Genomic DNA, 20,705 nt, shown 5'->3' on the forward strand with positions numbered 1-20,705 from the left:
TTCCCCTGAGGTGCGGTTGCGCGGGGCTGGGATTGGGACTGGGATTGGGACAGATTCCCTCATCTGTACACCTCCTGGGTCTAGCGGGGTGCCCGCACCCGGTCGGCCGAACGAGCGGGAGCGACATTGGGGCTCATTCGTCGTCGTCCTCTTCGTCCTCGAACACGGTGGCCTGCGAGCCGCGCAGCACGATGTCCCACTTGTAGCTCAGCGCCCACTCCGGCACCGTCGTGTCCAGGTCGAAGCGGGAGATCATCCGCTCCCGGGCCCGTTCGTCGCGCACCGAGTTGAAGATCGGGTCCTGGTGGAACAACGGGTCGCCGGGGAAGTACATCTGGGTGATCAGGCGCTGGGTGAACGCCTGCCCGAACAGCGAGAAGTGGATGTGCGCCGGGCGCCAGGCGTTGTCGTGGTTGCGCCACGGGTAGGCGCCGGGCTTGATGGTGACGAACTGGTAGTTGCCCTCGGCGTCGGTCATGCACCGGCCGGTGCCGGAGAAGTTCGGGTCCAGCGGCGCCGGGTGCCGGTCGCCCTGGTGCAGGTAGCGGCCCGCGGAGTTCGCCTGCCAGATCTCCACCAGCGTGTTGGGCACCGGCTTGCCACCGGAGTCCAGCACCCGGCCGCTGACGATGATCCGCTCGCCCAGCGGCTCCCCGTCGTGCTGGACGGTCAGGTCGTGGTCGTGCACGCCGCAGCGGTCCTGGCCCAGCAGCGGGCCGGTGATCTCGGTGAGGTAGTGCGGCAGGTACTGCAGCGGCTGCTTGGGGTGGCGCAGCGCCGACGAGCGGTACTCGGGGGTGTCCAGCGCCGGGTGGGACTGCTCGTCGCGCTGGTAGTCGGGCAGGATCAGCCCGGCTGGCGACCGGGACTCGTGAGTGGTCATGCTGGCCCGCCTCTCCGAGACTCACAGTGGTGGTTGCGTTGGGGAGTGATCTTGCGTTGTGGGGGTTTCTCGTGGCTGGGTTGCGTCACGGTCCCCTGAAGTGCGGTTGAGCTGGACTCCGGTTGACACAAGGGGTGTCGGGCAGCTTCTCGTGCTGTGCTCATTCGATGGTCGCCTTCAGCTCCCGCAGGACTGCCAGCTCGGTGTCGCTCGGCGGCGCCAGCTCGGTGGGCGCGTCGACGGCCTTCAGCGGCCACCCGGCGGCTGCCCTGGCCTGCTCGACGGTCGCGCCGGGGCTGAGCTGGGTGAGGGTGAGCTCGCAGGTGTCCGGGTCGGGTTCGAGCACGCCGAGGTCGGTGATCACCTTGACCGGTCCCCGGCCGCGCAGCCCGAGCGCCTCCCGGTCGCCCTTGCCGGTGCCGTAGCCGACGGACGTGACGAAGTCGAGCCGGTCGACGAAGCTGCGCGGGCTCATCCGCATCACGATGAGCACCTCCCGGCAGGACGCGGCGATCTCCGGAGCACCACCGGCACCGGGCAGCCGGACCTTCGGGTCGGCGTAATCGCCGCCGATGACGGTGGTGTTGATGTTGCCGAACCGGTCGACCTGCGCGCCACCGAGGAAGCCGATGTCGATGCGGCCGGGCTGCAGCCAGTAGTTGAAGATCTCCGGCACGCTGATCACCGAGTCGGCGGTGTCGGCGAGCACGCCGTCGCCGATGGACAGCGGCAGCCGGTCGGGCTTGGCGCCCAGCGTGCCCGACTCGTAGATCAGCACCAGGCCCGGGGCGTGCGTGCGCCGCGCCAGGTTGGCGGCGGTGCTGGGCAGGCCGATGCCGACGAAGCAGGCCGCACCGTCGCGCAGCGACCGGGCCGCTCCGACGGTCATCATCTCGTCCGCGGTGAACTCGGTCGTCATCGCGCGCTCCTCTCCCGCTTGACCTCGGTCTCCAGCCAGTCGGCGAACTTCTCCCGGTCCCGGCCGATCGGATCCCACTGCTGGTAGTAGGCGTTGTCGCGCTCGTAATAACCCTGCGCGTAGGACGGGTGGGCGCCACCCGGGACCTCGGCGACGGCGGTGACGACCCACTGCGGCAGCACCACCGCGCCGGGCCGCGGGGTCAGCTCGTCGACGATCTCCTCGACGGTCACCAGCGAGCGCTTCGCGGCGAGCACGGTTTCCTTCTGCACGCCGGTGATGCCCCACATCTGCACGTTGCCCGCACGGTCGGCCTGCTGCGCGTGGATGATGCCGACGTCCGGGTTGAGCGCGGGCACGGCGGTCAGCTGCTCGCCGGTGAACGGGCACTCGATCGGCTTGATCGTGTCGGTCTGCGCGGGCAGGTCGGTGCCGCGGTAGCCGCGCAGCACCGCGAACGGCAGCCCGGAGGCGCCCGCGGCGTAGCGGTTGGCCATCCCGGCGTGGCTGTGCTCCTCGATCTCCAGCGGGACGGGCCAGGAGTTCTGGATGGCGTCGCGGAACCGGTGCAGCGAGCCGACGCCGGGGTTGCCGCCCCAGGAGAAGACCAGCTTGCGCGCGCAGCCGGCGCCGATGAGCTGGTCGTAGACGATGTCGGGCGTCATCCGGATCAGCGTGAGGTCCTTGCGGCCCTGCCGGATGATCTCGTGCCCGGCGGCGACCGGGATCAGGTGGGTGAAGCCCTCCAGAGCGATGGCGTCCCCGTCGTGGACGAGCTCCGCGATCGCTTCGTCGAGCTGCAGGATGCGTGCCACCCCGACCACTCCTCGCTTGTGCGCATAGTGAACACCTGTGCTTTCTGCGAACGATATGCGTCCCCGTCGAGCCAGGTCAAGGACGTGCGCCCGGATTTCCACCGGGCAGCGCTCAAGTCAGGGGGTCGCACGGACGTGGGAAGATCACCGGGTGAGCGAACGTTGGGAGGTCGTCGTGCGCAACGACGACAGCCAGTCGGCCCTGCTGGCCACCTTCGTCCTGCGCGAGCTGTGCGGGCTGGAAATCCCCGAGGCAGGCGAGCTCGCCCAGGAGATCGACGCAAACGGGGAGGCGCAGGTTCGCCGCTTCCCCGACCAGTCCCAGGCCGAGGAGCTGGTGATCGGACTCCAGCGGCACGGGCTGCACGGGACGGTGCGGCCGCTGTGACGGAGCTGCCCGACCACGACTTCTTCGCCGCACTCCCGACCAATGGCGGGATCGCGGTGCGCATGGCCGACAACGTGGCGACCGTGCTGGCGCACCACGCCGACCGGCTCATCGCGTTCCTGGAGCGGGGCGAGCTGGACAAGCGGCGTTCCGGTCCGTTCCGCCGCGTGACCACGGAATCCGACGTGCTGCGCCGGATGTTCCCGGACGCCTACCGGGATTCTTCGGACTCCGAGGCCTTCCGCGTCCGGCACGAGAACGCACTCCGGGACAGCGCCGCAGCGCACCGGGTCCGGGACCGGCTCCGCAGCGGTTCCACGTTCGTCGTGCCGGAACCCGAGGTGGACGACTGGATCGTCACCTACGCCCTCGCCCGCTACTTGATCATGGACCGGAGATCTCGGCGGCCGGGCATGGAGTTCTGGTGGATGAACTACGTCTGCGGCGCCCTCATCGAGGCGGTGCTGCAGCGGGAGTTCATGCAGACCGGAGACTGGGAGTTCCGCCGCCCGGCCCCGGACGGCGGCTGAGCCCGAGCGGTCAGAGGTCGCCGGTCTCGGGCAGCCCGTCGGAGGGGAGACCGAAGACGGTGACGGCGGCCTCCGCGGCCGCGGTCGCTTGCAGGTACCCGGTCTCACCCCAGGAGAGCAGGTCGCCGACCTTGCCGGGGTGCACCAGCAACCGCCGGTAGGTGCGGCCGCTGTCCGGGTCCGGCGCGGCCGGGTGCACCCGGCTGATCACCGCAGCCATCCGCACCTGCGCGTACGGCGCGATCCCGTCGTCCACGCACTGGTAGCCCAGGTAGTGCGGCTCGTCGATGTCGACGGTGACCTCTTCCATGGTCTCCCGTCGCAGGATGTCGCAGTACTCGACCTCGCCCGGCTCGGGACGGCCACCGGGCAGCGTGTGCTTGGTGCCGTCGACCCGCAGCAGCACCCGGCCGTCGGGAACGAACAGGAACCCGTACACCTGCCGCACCGGCAGACCCACGGGCACGGAGCAGGTGTGCCAGCTGAACCTGGGCATCGGCGATCCCTCCCACGACGCTGAGAAAGATCACCTTAACCGAGAACACCCGCCAACCGCGCGATCGCCGCGCCCTCCGAACGGACCACGCCGGGCCGTGAACGCAGGTCACGGCCCGGCACGAGTCAGCTCGACTCAGGTTCACCGGCGGCGTTCCGGATCACCGAGTCGATGCGCTCGACGAGGTCGCTGCGGTTGCCCTCACCGAACACCTTCTGCAGGTGCAGCAGCAGACGTTGCTTCTCGGCGATGTCTTCGCCGAGCAGGAATTCGTCCACCAGCCGACCAGCCGTGTCGTCGTCGACGGTGGGGCTCAAGAGGCTCTGCAGTTCCTGGAACTCCCTCGCGACCTCCGACAGCTTGTCGATCTTCTCCTGGTTGTCGGCGAACCACCACGCGGTGGCCCGCAGCGGATCGACGATCAACGGGCGAAGGCGCGCGGCGGTGTGTTCCCGCTGCTCGTGCTGCCAGGAGAGCACGAGCCGGCGACGTGCCGCGTCCTCCCGTGCCGCCACCGCCGAGACGAGTTCCGGCTCGGCGGTTACTGCTGCGCAATGCGCCCGAGCGCTGATCTCGGTGTTCCCCACTCGCTCCCATCGCATCAGTGCGATGGCCAGCTTTCCGTGCAACCGCTGGCACTCGGTCAGCGCGTGGGACCGGCTGAGGCTTTCGGCCCGCTGTGTGATTCCCTCCGCGGCGATCTCACGCGCGGACGGCGGTGCGGCGCCGGCGCCGGTCCACTGGCATTCCACGACCAACTCGACTTCGAACCGGAGTGACGGATCGCTGCTGGGCAGTACGACCGAGTGCGGCCGGTCGGCTGCGGTGTGATGAGCGTCGGCGATCAGCCTCCGGCGCATAGTCCCAGCTTGTCGGCGGTGGCTCATGGGCCTTCACCTCCTCTCGACTGGCTCTCGAAGCCCTACAACCGGACCGGGTCGACCTCGTCCAGCCGGGTCCACAGCTGGTTGACGACGTCGGACAGATCTCCGCCGAGCGAGCTGAGATCCAGATAGGTTCGGCCGAACCGGCTGGCGTACTGCAGCTGAGCGATGCGTCGCGAATCATGGTTGGTGGCCGCGACCAGCGGTTCCACCAGAGCATCGCGTTGGTCGGGTGCGACTTCGGCCGCTGTGCTCAACCAGCTCTCGACCACTGGCCGCAGGTTGTCCGGTGGCATGGACTCCAGCGCTCGTTGCCAGAACGCTGCCGCTGCATCTGCGTCGACCTCCAGCGTCCTGCCCTTGAGCACGGTCGCGACGCTCTTGGCCATCAGCAGAAGCCGGGCCGGGCTGGCGTCGTCGAACCAGTCCGCCAGGTAACGCAGGAAGGTCGACGCGCCGAGCTCGGCTCCGATCTGCTCGACGGCCAGCTGAACCGCGCCGCGCACGAGGCCGCTCTCGGCGTTGGCCAGGTGCTTGAGCCGGGTGAGCGCGATGCGCGGAAACGCCTGCCCGATTCCCGCGCAGACCTCAGCCGTCAGCAGCTGCCGATCCGTGTTGGACTCGCGCGACCACTCCCAGAGCTTCTGCCGGACGGGTTTGCCCAGCGACAGGTCGGTGGCGGTCGTGGTCAGCAGGCGCACGGCGATCGAGCGGCGGTAGGCGTCGGGTTTCTCGCCCTTGGTCTTCGCCCACGCATCAGCCAGCGAGATCGCGACGCTCGGACCACCTTGTGCTGTCAGCTCGGCGGCCCGGTCGGCGAGCTGCTCCAGTTCGTTCTGGCTCAGGTCACGGATCTGACTCGGCAGCTCACCGAGCCACTTCAGCATCCTTGGCCGTAGTGCGTCGTGCTCCCGCCAGATGTGCTGCAGTATCTGGAGTCCGGACCCGCGTGGCTGGAACGTCCGGGTTCCCACGTCGAATTCGCAGTCTGCCAGCTCTTTCAACTTGGTGTGCGGGCTCGGTTTCAGCAACGGGTCGACTTTGACGCGTTCAGCCCTGTTGCCCATCAGTTCATCGGATGCCGAGACGATGTGCTGGGCGGGTGCTTCCTCCAGCAGGCTGGCTGCTACGAGCAGCGCGACCCATTCGGCCTCTCCCGCTTCCTGGTGTGCACTGATCATCGTCCGCAATTCGGGGATCTGTGCTTCCGACCTTGCGTTGAGAGCGGCCAGCAGTGCCTGCTCTGGATCTTCGCCATTGGCATAGCGATCAGAGACGGCCTCGGCGATTTCCTTGACCCTAGGTGGCCACAGGGAGTTCAGGACCTGCTCGGTTTCTCCCCGTAGCAGTGACTTCGGGTTCGGTACGCCTGCGTACCTGGCGAAGACATCGGTGGACGAAGGCTTCTGCAGCCAGTGCATCCGGCCCGGGAGGGTATTTTCGAACTTCCGCGCCTGCTCTTCCGGGACGATCAGGATGAGGTAGCTCTGATAGGGCACGTCGAGCTGCCTGGTGAATTCGACCAGGCCATGACGGACGTTGTCGAAATCTTCATCACTGGCCCAGCGGAGGTCGACAAGCACCGCCGCGGGTTCGTGCTCGACCAGTAGGGACTTGGCTTGCAAGCCGAGCTTCTGCTCGAACAACTCCTCGCGCACCACGAGACCTGAATGTTTCTTCCGCAGCTCGTGGCCCAATCGAAGCGCGGCTGCGAACTGCCCGCCTTCGGATTCGACCGAAGTGATCATCAGTACTCGCCGGTCGCGCAAGGTCCGGAATGCGGTGCCCGGCTCTTCACCGAGAAGCTGCGGCGGCGGTTCGTAGCTGGTTTCGAGACGTTCGAGTGCCTCGTCGTCCTGCAAGCCGCGTCCGAATCGCTGTCGGGCACGCGCTGTGGCGAGCACGACCTCGGCGAACTCGCTGCCGAGGAAGTTCATGTTGATGGAGTTGTCGACGTCCCTTTGTGCGGTGGTGTTGCCGTTGCCCGCCACCGAGATGGTGGAGCGATGGACCGTCTCCTCAGCCACGGATTGAGGCCCCGGCGCCATGACGAGCGATATCGGCTCGTTCTCCGGAAGGTTCGGTGGGTCGAGGATGCCGAACTCGTCAACATCGTGGTCCACCGCGTTCACCGCCCCATCGAGGTGTCGTCGGTGGCGACGCGTCGGCCGCTGGACTGCCCGAAGTTGGAGTCGCCCTGGGTGTAGAAGCGGCCCGAGAACTCCTGCTTGTTCTGGGACTGGTCGATGCCACCACCGGCGGTGGTGTTGTTGTTCCCGTTCACCGCGATACCGCTGCTCCGTGCGGAGTTGTCCGTGAAGTCGCGCACCTGTTGGGCTTGAACGACGTTCTCCGCGGGTCCGTCGACGGCGTTCTGAACTTGACCACCGCCGGCTTCCCGTGCGGCTGCGTCGTCATCCGGCTCCGGCTCGGGCTGGCCGAAGAGCAAGCCCGAGCGCAGCAGCTCGCCAGACGGCGCCGGCACCCGCAGGAATCCGACTCCCGAGTACTCCTTGCCCTCGACTTCCAGCGGGGCCTGCACGTATTCGGTGGGCTTCCGGGTCGTGTGACCAGCCCTGACGACGTCCTCCATCACCGAGCTTGAGATCACCGACGCCACGTGGGTCACCGCCGGATCGGAGTGGTCGAGGAGCGCCTTGACCGGCTTGGCGTCGACCATGCGGTTGGTGTTGACCATGACCCTGCCGGTGGGAGAGTCGGCCAGCAGCGCGTCGAAGGCCTGCACGGGTCCCAGGTGCAAACTCGCCCGCAGCCGGAGCGTGATGTCGTCGGTGCGAAGCGGGGGAGCCCGTCGGCGCAGCTCGGCTTGCAGGGAGTCGAAGAACTTGTCCACGACGACGGCGACGAGTTCCGGGCGAACGCCCATGAGGTAGCCGTCACCGCGATACGCCCGGAAGTGGTGGTCCCAGTTGTCGCGCAGGCCGGTCCGGATGGCTGCCTGTTGCAGGACATCCGCCAGGACCTGCACGATGGTCTGCTGCTGGTTGGTGTTGTGCTCGCTGAAGCCGTGCACGTCCACCGCCAGGATGCCGATGTAGTCGCCGACAGGACGGTTGATCTCCTGGGGCTGGTCGTCCACCTGTTCACCTCCGAGGTCGTCTTCGCTGGACGGGATGGAGGTTGCCCGGTCATCGTGCGGAGTTCTGTCCAGAAGTGGACACATCGGCGCTGCGGAGCCGCCGCAGCGCCCCGAAGTCCGTGATGTGGAGCTTGCCGCGCGAGATCCGGATCAGCCCGGAGGACTTCCACCTGGCGAGCACCGGGGTGATCGCCGATCTCACGAGGCCGAGTGCGGCGGCCAGCTCTTCCTGGGACATGGCGATCGTGGTGGGAGCTGGATGGTCGGGGCCTGCGGCGTCGATCAACGTGGCGATCAGGTCGGCCAACCTGGCTGTGGTGGTGTGGTGGGCGAGCTGCCAGGCGTGGGCGGCGCTGGCCCGCAGCTTTCCCATGATGTAGCCGTCGAGCTGCGCTCTCAGCCCCAGAGTCTCGACGAGTTCGGTGAAGCGGCGGTCGGCGAGCTTGGAAGTGACTCCTGGTTCGATCGCCTGAACCGTGGCTGATCTGGGAAGTCCGTCGCGGCTGGAGAACTCGCCGATCACGTCGCCGGGGCCGCGGACCGCGAGCATTACCTCACGGCCGTCCGGCTCGGCGTAGACGACCTTCAGCCGTCCGGAAAGGCACAACAGCACCCAACCGCCTGGGGTTCCTTGGTCCAGCAGACGGTCGCCGGTCTGATGCTTGGCTCTGATGCCCTGGTGAACCATGGTCGACCAGGAACGGATGGGGATGAGGGACCGGAAACCGCGTGCTGTCCGGTGCTCGTGTGCCTCGCTCACGTATGTCGTGTTTAACGGCTGATCGGCCGCGCAGGGCGTGGGCGGAACAAGATCACTCGATGAGTCGCCGAAGCACTACCGCTCGTGATCCCGCTCTTCCTCCGACTCGTCCGTTCGGCGGAAGTCCAGGACTGTCTTGCCTGCCGCGAGGTCCGAACCGGCGATGTGCGGGCGGTCCTGCCGCCGCTGCGCCGAGGCGTAGGTGCCGGCGAGTTCGTCGAGGTCAGCGTGGTTCAGGGCGGCAGCGCGGACTTCGACGACGACCTCGGTGTCCTCGGGCACCGGCGGTTCGAGGTCGTGCCGCTCCAGCCAGGCAGGGCCTGCGGGGGTTGCCGAGAGGACGATCGCGCGCATGTCCCCGTTCTACCCGGCTCGCCTGCGCCCAGGCGTCATGCGGCGGATGGAACCGCCGATGGCGACCGGCGTCAGGACTGGCTGCGGATGCCGAGCTGGGCGCAGGTCTGGGCGTCGAGGTAGTCGAGGGCGAGGCGGCGGAAGACGTAGTCCGGCAGCGAGTGGGCGTATCCGATGTCCGGGTCGGACACCGGGCCGCGCGGCTCGAACTGCGCGCCGACGTACTTCGCCACGTAGGACTCCAGCGGCACGCCGTGCTGCAGGCCCAGCGAGACGGCGGCGGACAGGCTGTCCAGGAAACCGCTGAGCGGGCTGCCCTGCTGGTCGATGCTCACCCAGACCTCGCCGAGCTTCCCGTCCGGGTAGGCGTTGGTGGTCAGGTGGCCGGCGACGCCGCCGATGTCGAACCGGACGGTGTAGCCGCGACGGCGCCGCGGCGGGTGTTGCCGGACGGCGCCATGATCCATCCGGATGAGCTGGCGCCTGCGCTGCGCCGAGGCGACGTCGGTGCGGGCCATGCCGGAGGGCTCCTTCGGATCTGTCGTCCTTTATGGACGATCACGGACCGTACCTCAGCGGTGCGCCGCGCCCGCGTTCGGGTTGCGCTTCAGCTCCGCCGACGCGCGCGCAGCGTTCCGTCCGACAACGCCACTTCGGTTCCGAACTCGGCGCTGATCCGGGTGAGCGTGGCGTGCAGCCATTCGGTGTCGGCGGCCGACGCCGGGTGCAGGCGCATCCGCCTCGCCTGCATCGGCACCATGCGCAGCTCGACCAGGTCGCCGGTCGGCGTCAGCGAGGCGAAGAACAGCAGGCGGAGGTCGTCCCGGTAGTGCTCGTAGCCGGGGATCCCCTCGTAGTCGTCGATGAGATCGCCGCAGCCGTAGAGCACCAGCCTCCCGCGGTAGACCTCGATCGGCCGGGGGTGGTGCGAGGAGTGCCCGTGCACCACGTGCACCCCGCCGTCGATCAGCCGGTGCGCGAAGCCGATCTGCTCCGCGGTCACCGGGTACTGCCAGTTGGTGCCCCAGTGCAGCGAGACGACCACCAGGTCCCCGGGCCTGGTCTGCTCGCGGATCTCGGCGGTGAGCTCGGCCGCCCGCCGATCGGAGAGATCCGGCAGGAAGTTGACGCCCGAGCGCTGCGAGGTCGCCGCCCAGCTACCGGGGATGCCGCTCGAGGCGGCGCCGCAGCCGAAGACCGCCACCCGCCCGTGCGGGGTGCCCACCAGCACCGGGCGGTGCGCTTCGGCGGCATCGCACCCGGCGCCCGCCCAGCGCAGTCCGGCGCGGGACAGCGAATCGAGAGTGTCGGCCAGCCCCTGACGGCCGAAGTCCAGCACGTGGTTGTTCGCCAGGTTGCACACGTCCGGGCGGGCCACGCGCAAGCAGCCCACGTTGGCCGGGTTCATGCGGTAGTGCAAGTCCTTGTCCGCGGCGAAGTGGTCGCCGCGGGTGATGCTGGTCTCCAGGTTGATCACCCGCACGTCCGGCGCGGACTCGTCGATGATCCGCAGCGCCTTGCCCCAGGGCCAGGAGTAGCCGACCGGGCAGCGGATCGTGCCGTTGCGCTCCTCGGCGGCCGCGACGTAGCTGCGCGCGTCCCGCAGGTAGCGCTCGCGCAGTGCGGGATCGCCGGGATGCGGCAGGATCTGGTCGACCCCGCGACCGGGCATCACGTCGCCGCACAGGAACAACTTCACGGCGCGAGCACGATCCAGACCTGGCCGGGGCCGACCGGCAGGGGCTCGCCGGAGGGCCCGGTGTAGGTGGCAGCGGCGTCCGGGGCCGGGCGTGACCAGGTGCCGTCGAAGGCGCGGCCGTCGCGCAGGACCACGACCGCTCCGGTTCCGACGGTCTCGGCGATCGGCGAGGGGTTGCCCGCCGCGTCGCGGATGTCGGATTCGCGTTCTCGCACCTGCTGGATCACCACGGTCGGCGGGCTGAGGCGACCGGTGTCGGTCGCCGCGTAGGGCTCGCCGTCCATCGAGACCTGCCAGCGCTGGTCCGGTTGCGACCAGGAGAACTCCACCGTGGCGGACGGGAAGTGGACCTCGTAGTGGTCGGTCGGGGTGCCACCTGCCGGGACCGGGCCGGTGACCAGCCGGTTCCGGGGCGGCCAGTCGGCGCCGGGTGGCAGCTTGGCGGGGTCGAGGAACAGGTTGTGCGGCACCGGGCGCGTCCTGTCGCGGGAATAGGCGGCGGGTTCGTTGGCGTCGGAGGCGTCGGTCAGCGGGGCCGCGGCGATCCGGGGAAGCAGTTCGGGTGCCGCGCCGGAGTAGGCCAGGGTCGGGTGGCCGAACTGGGGGAGCAGCTCGGCGTCGGTCTCCCGCGCGCTGCGCACCGGGCCGATCCGGGGCGGCAGATTATCGGTGAAGATCGCCAGCAAGCGGCTGTAGCCGCCTTCGACCGGCTCCACGTAGATCAGGTTCGCCGCGCCGATGCCGACCGGTGGGCGCGCGTCCGCCACGTTGTCGATCTTGACCGCCAGCACCGGCGCAGCGGGTTCGGCACGCGGTGGCTCGCACGCGACTCCGCCGAGCACCGTGAGCACGATCAGCGCTGCGCCGGACAATCCGCGCAGCAATCCGCGCCGCATCGAAATGCCCCCTCGGCTCCCAGGCTACGCCGGTCAGCGCCAGGCGAAGACCGGCTGCTCCAGGTCGGCGACCCGGGTGTGCCGGTCGTGCAGCACGACCTCGCGGAACTGGTGCAGCACGGCGGCGGTCGGCGCGTGGACGAGGGTGTCCAGCATCGGCAGCTGGATCACCGGGCGGTCCGATTCGGCGATCCGCACGAAGCGCGGCGCGACGTCCAGATCGGTCAGCGGCACCAGGTCGACCCCGGCCACCTCGGCGGGGTTGGGCGCCAGTTGCGGCGCCTCGCCGATCCACACCACGATCGGCGTGATCACGTAGCCGGAGCGGGTCGCGTAGTCGTCCAGCCTGCCGAGCACGTCGTGCTCGGGCGCGGACACGCCGAGCTCTTCACGCAGTTCGCGCAGCGCAGCGCGAGGTGCGTCCTCGCCCGGGTCCAGCCGACCGCCGGGCAGCGCGAACTGGCCCGCGTGCGCGCGCAGCGTCGCGGCCCGCCGTGTCACCCAGACGCCGAGCTCGCCGTCCTCGCTGGCCAGCGCGATGGTCACCGCGGCAGCCCGGCGGTCGTCCAGCGGGATGTGGGTGGCGGGGAAGCGGCTCAGGCGGGTGGCGATGTGACGGCGGACTTCACCGGGGTCGGGCATCGGGAATCCTCTCGCCTGGAGCGTGCGTACCTGCATTTTTGCACGGAATTGCGAAATAAGTTAGTCTCGCTAACCGTCGGTAAGTGGCGGTGGTGGCAGGTGCGAATATCCCTGCATTCGGCCCTGAATCCGTAACTATATGATCACGGTGTGCAGCTTCGGTATCGCTTCCGTCTGTACCCGACGCCGGGCCAGCAAGCCGCGCTGGCTCGGGCGTTCGGATGCGCTCGTGTGGTGTTCAACGGCGCTATCGCCGCGCGGCGTGAAGCCTACGAAGCAGGCAAGAAAATGCCCACCGCATCGGAGTTGTGCAAGCTCCTGGTCACCGAGGCGAAGAAGACTCCAGAACGAGGGTGGTTGGCCAGTGTGTCGGCTGTCGTCCTGCAGCAGGCGTTCCGGGACGCAGATCAGGCGTATAAGAACTTCTTCGACTCGATGAGCGGAAAACGTGCTGGTCGCAAGGTTGGTGCGCCCCGGTTCAAGACTCGGCGTGACCGTCGGCAGGCGGTGCGATTCACCGCCAACGCCCGCTGGTCGGTCACTGCGGGCGGCAAACTGCGTCTCCCCAAGATCGGCGATGTGCCGGTGCAATGGTCGCGTGCCCTGCCATCGGCAGCGTCGAGCGTGACCGTCATCAAAGACGCAGCCGGACGATACTTCGCGTCGTTCGTCGTCGACGCCAGCCCTGAATCCATCGAGACCGAGGCTCCGGAGATCGGTGTTGATCTGGGGCTGGGCCACTTCGCAGTGCTCTCGGACGGCACGAAGATCAAAGCCCCGAAGTTCCTCCGCAACGCCGAACGCAAGCTCAAGCGAGCACAACGAAACCTCTCCCGCAAGCAGAAGGACAGCAACAACCGCGACAAAGCCAGGATCAAGCTGGCCCGCGCTCATGCACGTGTCGCCGATGCGCGCCGCGAGTTCCATCACCAGCTCTCCACTCAGCTGATTCGCGAGAACCAAGCGATCGCAGTGGAAGACCTGGTGGTCTCGGGACTGGCCCGCACGCGCCTGGCCAAGTCCGTGCACGACGCCGGATGGTCGGCGTTCGTGGCGATGCTGGAGTACAAAGCCGCACTGTATGGACGCAGCGTCGTGCGTATCGACAGGTTCGAACCCACTTCTCAGGTGTGCTCGAACTGCGGCACCAAGGACGGACCAAAGCCGCTGCACGTGCGTGTCTGGCGGTGCCAGGAATGCGGAACGCACCTGGATCGGGACATTAATGCGGCGGTCAACGTCGCGAAGGCCGCCGGACTGGCGGTGACAGCCTGTGGAGCGCATGTAAGCCCCGAACGTGTTCGGGCAGAGCGCGGTGAAGCAGGAACCCACCGAGGCGACCTGGCGAGCGCGGAGCCCCGCGCCGCCAGACGCGGTAGGAATCACCGGCCTCTTCGGACCGGTGAGGAAGTCAACTGCTGCCTTTCCACGCTCTAGAGCAGCTTGATGTCCTCGATGAGCCAGCGCTCCTCGATGCGCAGGAGCGTCATCTGCATCCGGTTCCGGTCGATCCGGGGCTGCGGGTTGTTCACGTTGGTGATCTCCTGGTCGACGAACAGCGTCACCACGGCTCGCTGCAGATCGGCCTCGGCGATCCCGGCGGAGAGCACCGAGCCCTTCGACACCGCGCGGTTCTGCCTGATCAGCTCGGTCAGGCTGTCGCTGATCTCCCGGTACTGCTCGGCGAACTGACCGTGCGAGTTCGCGGTGATGGCGGCGAAGTTCCGGTCCAGGCTGGTGAAGTCGTAAGTGGACAGATCCGAGGCGTAGGTGCGCGCCGCCTCCAGCGCGGTGCGGCGAGCGTCCTCGACGGCCCGCGCCTGCTGCAGCTGGACTCCGAAAGTGCCCAGCACGGCGAGAGTGGCGACGAGCAGGGCGATGGCGAGCAGGACCTTCGGGCGGCGGAACCGCTTCGGTTCTCCGGAGGTGTCGGTCATCAGCGAACTCCTTGCAGCGGGACGGAATACCAGGACCGCGGGCCGAGGACGGTTGCCTGGCCGCCCGCGGTGCCGAGCCGGAAGCCGGCCGGGGTCTGGCCGGTGGCCGGGTCGTAGGTGGTCATCGCCGGGCGCGGGGCGTTCGCCGCGCCGCGCTGCCCGAGGTCGGGTTGATCGGCCGGGCAGTGCCGGTCCAGGTCCGCTTCGCGGGGCTGGACCGCGGTGGGGGAGCGGCGTTCGGTCGCGGTGGCGCAGATCGGGCCCTGGGTGCCGATCAGGTAGAGGTCGGCGGTGTCGCCGTGCACCACCGAGCCGAGCCCGGACAGCGCTTCCGGGAGCGAGATGAGCAGCTGGTCCAGGGCCGGGGCGCGGACCGCGACGATCTGACCTGTGGTGACCAGGTTTCCCAGCAGCGCGGTGGTGGCCGGGTCGTTGCGCGCGAACAGCTCCGCGAGGCGCCGGGTGGCACCGGGCGCGGTGTCCAGGATCCGGTCGAGCCGCGGCTGGTGACCGCGGATCTGCGCGGTCAGCGAGCGCAGACCGGCCGCCAGCTCGCGGATCCGGTCGCCGGATCCGGCCAGCTCGCGGCTGCCGGTGACCAGGCGGTCGAGCTGCGGCCGGTGCTCGCGCGCGGTTTCCAGCAGGATCGCGGAGTTGTCCAGGATGCGGGTCAGCTCGGGGCCCTTGCCCGCCAGGCCGGTGGACAGCGCTTCGGTGACCGCGGCGACGTCCTCGGGGCGCAGCTGCTCGGTGAGCTCGGTGAAATGCACCAGCAGGGTGTCCAGCGGGATCGGGCGCCGCGTGCGCTCGGCTTCGATGACGCTGCCGTCGCGGAGGTACGGCCCGGAGTTGCCGGCGGGTTGCAGGTCCACGGTCTGCACTGCCAGCGGTGTGGCCATGCTGATCACCGCGTCGCTGTCGGCCGGGACGCGCGTGCCGGGGTAAAGCGCGAGCTGCACCGAAACCCCGCGCCCACCGGGATCGATGCGAACCTCGGAAACGGTGCCGACGACCACGCCCCGGTAGGTGACCTGCGAGCTCGGGGTGATCGACGCCGCGTCGGGCAGTCGCACTGTCACCCGGACCGGGTCGCGCAGCGCTCCCGGCCCGGCCACGTTGGTGATCACGTAGTAGGTGCACGCGATGCTGATCACCAGGAACAGTGCGAGCTGGGCCAGGACGAGGCGGCGGTTCATCGGGTTCCTCCGCGCAGGATCGAGTCGACACCGCCCGCGGCGGGTGGTGGCATCGGTGCGCCGGGAGCGAGCAGCTGCACCACGGTTCCCGGCACGTCGAGCGTCCCGTTGAACAGCACGTAGTCGCCGGGAGCGGCCTGCTGGATCAGCGCGAAGAAGCGGCGCATCGAGTCCACCGTGGTCGCCAGCCCGCCGTCGAGCGAGCGCAGGTCGGCCAGCACCGGGCGGAACTTCTCGACCTGCGTGGTCAGCGACTCGTCGGTGTGCTCCACGAGTGATGCGGTGGCGGCGCTCAGCGCGGCGGTGCTGTCCAGCAGCGTCGTGAAGCGCTCGCGTTCGGCCAGCAGCACGTCGATCGCGGGCCGCACCTGGGTCAGGGCGGCATCCAGCGTGGCCTGGTTGTCGGCGAGGTGCTGCGAGGTCGCGTGCACCGAGTCGATGAGCCGGGTGAGTTCTCCTCGGCGCTCGTCCAGGGAAGCCAGGGTTCGCTCCAGATCGCCCAGCAGGTCCCGGACCTGCTGCTCGCGGCCGCTGAGCGCGGTGTTGAGCTCGGTGATCACGGTCCTCGCCTGGTCGAGGCCCGCGCCGTTGAGCAGGGTGCTGGCCGCGGCGAGCGCGTTCTCCACGTCCGGGCCGCGGGAGGTCTGTTCGAGCGGGATCACCGAGCCGTCGGTGAGCTCGGGCCCGGTCGGCGCGGGCGGTGGTTGCAGGACGACGAACTCCTCGCCCAGCGGTGAGGCGAGTTCGAGGCGCGCGGTCGTGCCGACCGGCAGCCGCACCCCGGGTTCGATGTCGAGCTCTACGAGCGCGCGGAAGTTCTCGGTGCTGATGTCCGACACGCTGCCCACCACGGCCTGGCCCAGCCGCACCGCCCCGCCCATCGGCAGCCGGCCGACGTCGCTGAACACCGCGGTGACCTGGTAGCCCGAGCCACCGGTTCCGATGGACGCGTTCTGCAGGCTGAGCCCGCAGGACGTGGTCAGCAGCACCGAGGCGAGCACGAGGCGTTTCACCGGCCGCCTCCCAGCACCGCGCGCAGCGGTTCCAGATCGGGCGGGAACGGCACCGGGTTGGTGATGCCCGCCCCGGTGCACAGCGGCAGCGGCAACTCGCGGCACAAGCGGGCGGTGGTGTCGAACTGGCTGAGGTTGGTGGAGAGGTTCAGCCGCAGCCGCAACCGCTGGTCCGGGGTGATGGCACGGGTGAAGTTGTCCATCGTCAGCGGCATCGTGTCCAGCGTTTCGGCCAGCTCCCGCTGCCGGTCCGCCAGGGTGCCCGCGAACCGGCTCAGCTGCTCCAGATCGCCGTCGAGCTGCTCGCCGTGGCCGCGCACGAGCTCGTCGACGGCGAGCAGCACATCGGACAGCTTCGTGAGGACGTCGCCGATCTCCCCTTGCTGCGCCTGGAAATCCGCGCCGGCCTGGGCGGTGGAGGCGGCCAGCGAGTCGACCGCGTCGCGGTGCTGCAGGAGCAGCTGGACCAGCTGGTCGAGGTCGTCCACCACCGCGCCGAGGTCGCCGCTGCCCGCGGCCAGCACCTCGCTGGCCCGCGACAGCTCGGTGATCGCATCGCGGAGCTGCGGGCCGCGGCCGTCGAGCGCGGCCGCGCTGCTGCGCAGCAGCCCGTCGAGCACGCCGGGGTCACCTCCGGAGGGGCCGAAGGCGGCCAGCAGCGAGTCCAGCGACGCGGCCAGCTGGTCGAACCGGATGGGGGAACGGGTGCGGTGCACCGGGATCAGCGCGCCATCGGCCAGCCGCGGGCCGCCGGTGTGCGCCGGTCCGAGCTCGACGTAGCGGTCGCTGATGATCGCCGGGCTCATGATGTAGGCACGAGCGTCGGCGGGCAGCGCGGTGTCGGCCGGCATGCTCATCCGCACCCGCACCGTCGCGCCCTGCGGCTCGACGGATTCCACCCGGCCCACCGCCACGCCGAGGATCGCGACCCGGCTGCCGGGGAAGATGCCGTCGGCGAAGGTGAAATCGGCGGCCACGCGCAGCTGCGGGCGCGGCGCCAGCAAGGTGAACCAGGCACCGGTGACCAGGACGGCCAGCACGCAGCAGACGATCAGCGGCTTCCGGCTCATCGGCACCCCTCGAACAGCCCGGCCGCGCAGAGGACGTTGTCCGGCACCGGTCCCAGCGGCGCCGAGACGTCGGCCCACGGCCCGTTCCCGGTGGCGTTGGCCAGGTACCGGCCGGCCGGTCCGAGCCGCCGCAGGCTCTCGCCGATGGCCTGGTCGTTGCGCGCCAGCGAGTCGGTGAGCGCGTGCAGGTCCGCCAGCAGCGGATCCAGGACGTCGCGGTTGTCCACGACCAGCCGGTGCAGGTGGCCGACGACGGTGTGCACGTCGGTGATCAGCCTGCGGACCACGGTCCGGCGCTGCTGCAGCGTGTCGACGACCAGCTGCGCATCGCCCAGCAGCGCCACCAGGGTGTCCTGCTGCTCGATGAGCGTCGTGGTCAGGGTTCGCGTGCTGCGCAGCAGTTCCTGCAGTTGCGCACCGCGCTCGCCGATGACCGCCGAAGCCGTGGCCACGCCGTTGAGCGCGTCGCCGAGCAGCTCGGGATCCTGCGGCGTCACCTCCTGCAGGGTTCCGATCATGCGGCGCAGCTGCGGCAGGTCGAGGCCTTCGGCGGTGGACTTCGCGTCGGACTGGAGCTCGTCGAGGCCGTAGGGCACCGAAGTCCGGCTCAGCGGGATCGTCGCGCCGGGGGAGAGCCGGCCCGGGCCGGCGGAATCCACGCTCAGGTACCGGGTTCCGAGCACCGTGCGGAGCTTGATCGCGGCGGTGGTGCTGCCACCGAGGACGTGTCCGCTGTCCAGCCGGAACGAGACGCGCACCCGGTCCCCGGCCAGCGCCACGCCGGTCACCCGGCCCGAAGGCACTCCGGCCAGCATGACCTGGGTGCCCTCGGTGAGCCCGGCGGCGTTGCCGAACTCGGCGTCGTACTCGTCGGTGCGCAGCGCGAACAGCACCCTGGGCGCGGCCACCGACGCGGCCAGCACCAGCAGCACCACGACCGCACCGATCGCCCCGTTGACCAGGACTCTCCTCATCGGCACACCTCCGTGTGCGGGCCCGCCCCGAGATCCACCTGGACGTCGTCGACGGCGATGCTCAGGTTGCAGAGGTAGACGTTGACCCAGGACCCGTAGCTCGTCGTGCGGTCGAGGGTGTTCAGGAAGACCGGCATCTCCTGCACGGCACCGTCGATCCGCGCCTGGTTGCGCACCAGCATTGCGGTGATCTCCTGCACCGAGCGCACGTCGCGGGACAGCTGCGGCCCGAGGCCGTCGAGCAACCGCGCCAGCGAGCCCGCGACCTCCGCGCCGCTGTCGATGGCCGCGGCGATCGACTCCCGGGCGGCCGCGGTCTCCGCGGCCAGGCGCCCGAGCCCGTCGACGAGCACGCGCAGGTCATCGCGCCGCTGCTGCACCGTTGCCAGCACGGTGTTGAGGTTGTCGATCACCTCGCCGAGGACCTCGTCGCGGGCGGCCAGCGTGCCGGTCAGCGACACGATCCGCGTCAGCAGCGCGGTCACGGTGCCGCCCTCGCCCTGGAAGACCGCGACGATCTCGCGCGCCAACTGGTTGACCTGCGCGGGCTCCAGCGCGTCGAAAAGCGGTTTGAACCCGTTGAGCAGCACGGTCAGGTCCAGCGCCGGGCGGGTGCGCTCGGCCGGGATCGTCGCGCCCGGCGGCAGCGGCGGGCCGCCCTGGCCCGGGGTCAGCGCCAGCGAGCGGGCACCGGTGAGGTCGGCGTAGCGGACCACGACGAGCCCGGTGGCCGGGACGGGCTGCTCGGCGCGGACTTCGAAGTCCACTTCGGCGAACCCGTCGCGCGCGGCGACCGCGGTCACCGTGCCGACCCGCACCCCGGCGACGGTGACGTCGCTGCCCGGCTGCAGGCCCGCCACGTCGGTGAACACCGCGCGGTAGGGCACCGTCCGGCCGGTCAGCGGATTCGTCAGCGTGTTGACCACTACGACACCGCACAACAGCGACACGACGACGAAGACGGCGAACCGGAATGCGGGGCTCACGGCGTTACGACCTCCGTTCCGCGCACCAGCGGGCCCAGCAGCAGACCCAGCGAATCGGTGGCGGGCGGCTGCCCGGGCAGCAGCGGTGCGAGCCGGTGCAGCGCGTCGCGCTCCTGCGGACTGCCCACCGGACCGATCGGACCGCGCGCATCGCCGCAGTTCGGCCCGGACATCCCGGGATAGCGAGGGCAGTCCTCGGGGCCGTAGGGATAGGGCCGGTGCAGCGTCGCGGACATGCGGATCTTGAAGAAGCCGGTGGACAGCGAGCGGTTCGCACCGTCGAGGAAGGCGTTCAGGCCGTCCACGCTCTCGCGCACCGCGCCCGGATGGCGTCCCAGCACGCCGGCGACCGGGTCGGTGGAGCGCACGAGGCGGATGATCCGCTGCGAGTTCGCATCGACGAACCGCCGCGACTGATCGGTGAACGCCAGCCCGGCCCCGAGCAGATCGCCGATGTCCTGCTCGCGCCGCACGATGGTGCCCGACAGCGCGACGGCGTCGTCCAGCGCGCGCACCGCATCCGGTGCGGCTGCGGCGATGTCGTCGGCGAGTGCGGCGAGATCGGTGAGGTCTTCGCCGGTCAGCGGTGGGTCCGAGGCCAGCTGGGAGGCATTGTCGAGCAGTTCTCCCAGCCGCTCGCCCCGCCCGCGCAGCGCCTCGGCGAGTGCGGCGAGCGAGACCTGCAGCTGCGCCGGTCGCAGCGAGTCGACCAGCTCGTAGAGGCGGCTGTAGGAGTGGTAGAGCTGCATGGTCGGCCGCGAGTCGTCGGCGGCGAGCTGCGCGCCGGGAGCCAGCGCTGTGCCGTTGGAGGCTTCCGGAGCGAGCAGGTCGAGGTACTGGTCGCCGAAGACGGTGCGCGGCATCAGCCGGACCCGGACGTCGCCGGGGATGTCGGCGAAGCTGCCGGGCTCCATCCGCAACGTCAGCCGGGAGCCGGACAGCCCGGGCTCGACGGCCGCCAGCCGGCCGACGCGCACTCCGCGGTACTGGACGGGCGTTTCCGGCCGCACCAACCCGGCGGCGGCCGGAAGCACCGTCGTGACTTCGGGTTTCGCGCGCAGCGCGCCCGCGCCACCGAGAACCACCAGCACCGCCACCAGGAACAGCAGGACCAGCCCCACCGCCCCTCGGGCGGCGAGCGTCCGGCGCGCGTGCTCGGTCAT

At 69.8% G+C, this 20,705-nt stretch carries 23 protein-coding genes; 3 read left to right on the forward strand and 20 right to left on the reverse strand.

Features of this window, described 5'->3' with window-relative positions; translation table 11 throughout:
- Positions 1–133 precede the first annotated feature (133 nt).
- The 3 genes from pcaH to ATL45_RS31295 form a co-directional block, all read right to left on the reverse strand.
- Positions 134–883 (reverse strand): protocatechuate 3,4-dioxygenase subunit beta, encoded by a 750-nt coding sequence (gene pcaH, locus ATL45_RS31285; RefSeq protein ID WP_093146121.1) that lies wholly within the window; start codon positions 881–883, stop codon positions 134–136.
- A gap of 160 nt (positions 884–1,043) precedes the next feature.
- Complete coding sequence (locus ATL45_RS31290; RefSeq protein ID WP_093146120.1) at positions 1,044–1,802, reverse strand: CoA-transferase subunit beta; 759 nt, start codon at positions 1,800–1,802, stop codon at positions 1,044–1,046.
- Entirely contained in the window at positions 1,799–2,617 is an 819-nt protein-coding gene (locus tag ATL45_RS31295) for a CoA transferase subunit A (RefSeq protein WP_093146119.1), read from the reverse strand. Before ATL45_RS31295 ends, ATL45_RS31290 begins: the two co-directional genes overlap by 4 nt.
- Before the next feature lie 151 nt (positions 2,618–2,768).
- Between ATL45_RS31295 and ATL45_RS31300 the strand changes: the two genes are divergently transcribed.
- Positions 2,769–3,005, forward strand: a complete 237-nt coding sequence (locus tag ATL45_RS31300) for an ATP-dependent Clp protease adaptor ClpS (RefSeq protein WP_170210404.1) — start codon at positions 2,769–2,771, stop codon at positions 3,003–3,005.
- Entirely contained in the window at positions 3,002–3,535 is a 534-nt protein-coding gene (locus tag ATL45_RS31305; RefSeq protein WP_093146117.1) for a DUF2017 family protein, read from the forward strand. The genes ATL45_RS31300 and ATL45_RS31305 overlap by 4 nt, the downstream gene beginning before the upstream one ends.
- A gap of 10 nt (positions 3,536–3,545) precedes the next feature.
- Here ATL45_RS31305 and ATL45_RS31310 read toward each other — a convergent pair whose 3' ends face one another.
- From ATL45_RS31310 to ATL45_RS31355, 10 genes are all read right to left on the reverse strand, one after another.
- On the reverse strand, positions 3,546–4,031 hold the full coding sequence (locus ATL45_RS31310) for an NUDIX domain-containing protein (protein WP_093146116.1): 486 nt from the start codon (positions 4,029–4,031) through the stop codon (positions 3,546–3,548).
- Between the two features lie 125 nt (positions 4,032–4,156).
- A complete protein-coding gene (locus ATL45_RS38580) occupies positions 4,157–4,633 on the reverse strand; it encodes a hypothetical protein (RefSeq protein WP_143121528.1) in 477 nt (158 codons plus the stop codon).
- Between the two features lie 320 nt (positions 4,634–4,953).
- On the reverse strand, positions 4,954–7,047 hold the full coding sequence (locus ATL45_RS31320) for a hypothetical protein (RefSeq protein ID WP_093146114.1): 2,094 nt from the start codon (positions 7,045–7,047) through the stop codon (positions 4,954–4,956).
- A complete protein-coding gene (locus tag ATL45_RS31325; protein ID WP_093146113.1) occupies positions 7,044–8,015 on the reverse strand; it encodes a hypothetical protein in 972 nt (323 codons plus the stop codon). Before ATL45_RS31325 ends, ATL45_RS31320 begins: the two co-directional genes overlap by 4 nt.
- Before the next feature lie 49 nt (positions 8,016–8,064).
- The gene (locus ATL45_RS31330; RefSeq protein WP_093146112.1) at positions 8,065–8,703 is read right to left on the reverse strand and encodes a Crp/Fnr family transcriptional regulator; all 639 of its coding nucleotides are present in this window, start codon (positions 8,701–8,703) and stop codon (positions 8,065–8,067) included.
- Positions 8,704–8,850: 147 nt separating this feature from the next.
- The gene (locus tag ATL45_RS31335) at positions 8,851–9,129 is read right to left on the reverse strand and encodes an MDR/zinc-dependent alcohol dehydrogenase-like family protein (protein WP_093146111.1); all 279 of its coding nucleotides are present in this window, start codon (positions 9,127–9,129) and stop codon (positions 8,851–8,853) included.
- 71 nt (positions 9,130–9,200) lie between these two features.
- Entirely contained in the window at positions 9,201–9,647 is a 447-nt protein-coding gene (locus ATL45_RS31340) for a TSCPD domain-containing protein (RefSeq protein ID WP_093146110.1), read from the reverse strand.
- A gap of 89 nt (positions 9,648–9,736) precedes the next feature.
- Complete coding sequence (locus ATL45_RS31345) at positions 9,737–10,828, reverse strand: CapA family protein (protein WP_093146109.1); 1,092 nt, start codon at positions 10,826–10,828, stop codon at positions 9,737–9,739.
- Positions 10,825–11,724 carry a DUF3048 domain-containing protein gene (locus ATL45_RS31350; RefSeq protein WP_093146108.1) on the reverse strand — a complete coding sequence of 300 codons (900 nt, stop codon included), beginning with the start codon at positions 11,722–11,724 and terminating at the stop codon, positions 10,825–10,827. Before ATL45_RS31350 ends, ATL45_RS31345 begins: the two co-directional genes overlap by 4 nt.
- A 33-nt stretch (positions 11,725–11,757) precedes the next feature.
- Positions 11,758–12,366: an NUDIX hydrolase gene (locus ATL45_RS31355; RefSeq protein WP_093146107.1), complete on the reverse strand. Its 609-nt coding sequence runs from the start codon at positions 12,364–12,366 to the stop codon at positions 11,758–11,760.
- Between the two features lie 150 nt (positions 12,367–12,516).
- On the opposite strand from ATL45_RS31355, the gene ATL45_RS31360 reads away from it, so the two are divergent.
- Positions 12,517–13,803 (forward strand): RNA-guided endonuclease InsQ/TnpB family protein, encoded by a 1,287-nt coding sequence (locus ATL45_RS31360; RefSeq protein ID WP_121505430.1) that lies wholly within the window; start codon positions 12,517–12,519, stop codon positions 13,801–13,803.
- Here ATL45_RS31360 and ATL45_RS31365 read toward each other — a convergent pair.
- Genes ATL45_RS31365 through ATL45_RS31395 form a run of 7 tightly spaced genes read right to left on the reverse strand, consistent with a single transcriptional unit; the run spans position 13,800 to position 20,705 of the window.
- Positions 13,800–14,303, reverse strand: coding sequence for an Rv1363c family protein (locus ATL45_RS31365; RefSeq protein ID WP_093146106.1), 504 nt, complete (start codon positions 14,301–14,303; stop codon positions 13,800–13,802). The genes ATL45_RS31360 and ATL45_RS31365 overlap by 4 nt on opposite strands.
- On the reverse strand, positions 14,303–15,499 hold the full coding sequence (locus ATL45_RS31370; protein ID WP_093146105.1) for an MlaD family protein: 1,197 nt from the start codon (positions 15,497–15,499) through the stop codon (positions 14,303–14,305). Before ATL45_RS31370 ends, ATL45_RS31365 begins: the two co-directional genes overlap by 1 nt.
- Entirely contained in the window at positions 15,496–16,512 is a 1,017-nt protein-coding gene (locus ATL45_RS31375) for an MCE family protein (RefSeq protein WP_093146104.1), read from the reverse strand. The genes ATL45_RS31370 and ATL45_RS31375 overlap by 4 nt, the downstream gene beginning before the upstream one ends.
- The gene (locus tag ATL45_RS31380) at positions 16,509–17,582 is read right to left on the reverse strand and encodes an MCE family protein (RefSeq protein ID WP_093146103.1); all 1,074 of its coding nucleotides are present in this window, start codon (positions 17,580–17,582) and stop codon (positions 16,509–16,511) included. The genes ATL45_RS31375 and ATL45_RS31380 overlap by 4 nt, the downstream gene beginning before the upstream one ends.
- Entirely contained in the window at positions 17,579–18,556 is a 978-nt protein-coding gene (locus ATL45_RS31385) for an MCE family protein (RefSeq protein ID WP_093146102.1), read from the reverse strand. Before ATL45_RS31385 ends, ATL45_RS31380 begins: the two co-directional genes overlap by 4 nt.
- Positions 18,553–19,542 (reverse strand): MCE family protein, encoded by a 990-nt coding sequence (locus ATL45_RS31390; protein ID WP_093146101.1) that lies wholly within the window; start codon positions 19,540–19,542, stop codon positions 18,553–18,555. Before ATL45_RS31390 ends, ATL45_RS31385 begins: the two co-directional genes overlap by 4 nt.
- Entirely contained in the window at positions 19,539–20,705 is a 1,167-nt protein-coding gene (locus ATL45_RS31395; RefSeq protein ID WP_093146100.1) for an MCE family protein, read from the reverse strand. Before ATL45_RS31395 ends, ATL45_RS31390 begins: the two co-directional genes overlap by 4 nt.

Origin of the sequence: Saccharopolyspora antimicrobica, assembly GCF_003635025.1 — a bacterium.
GTDB classification, from domain to species: Bacteria; Actinomycetota; Actinomycetes; order Mycobacteriales; family Pseudonocardiaceae; genus Saccharopolyspora; species Saccharopolyspora antimicrobica.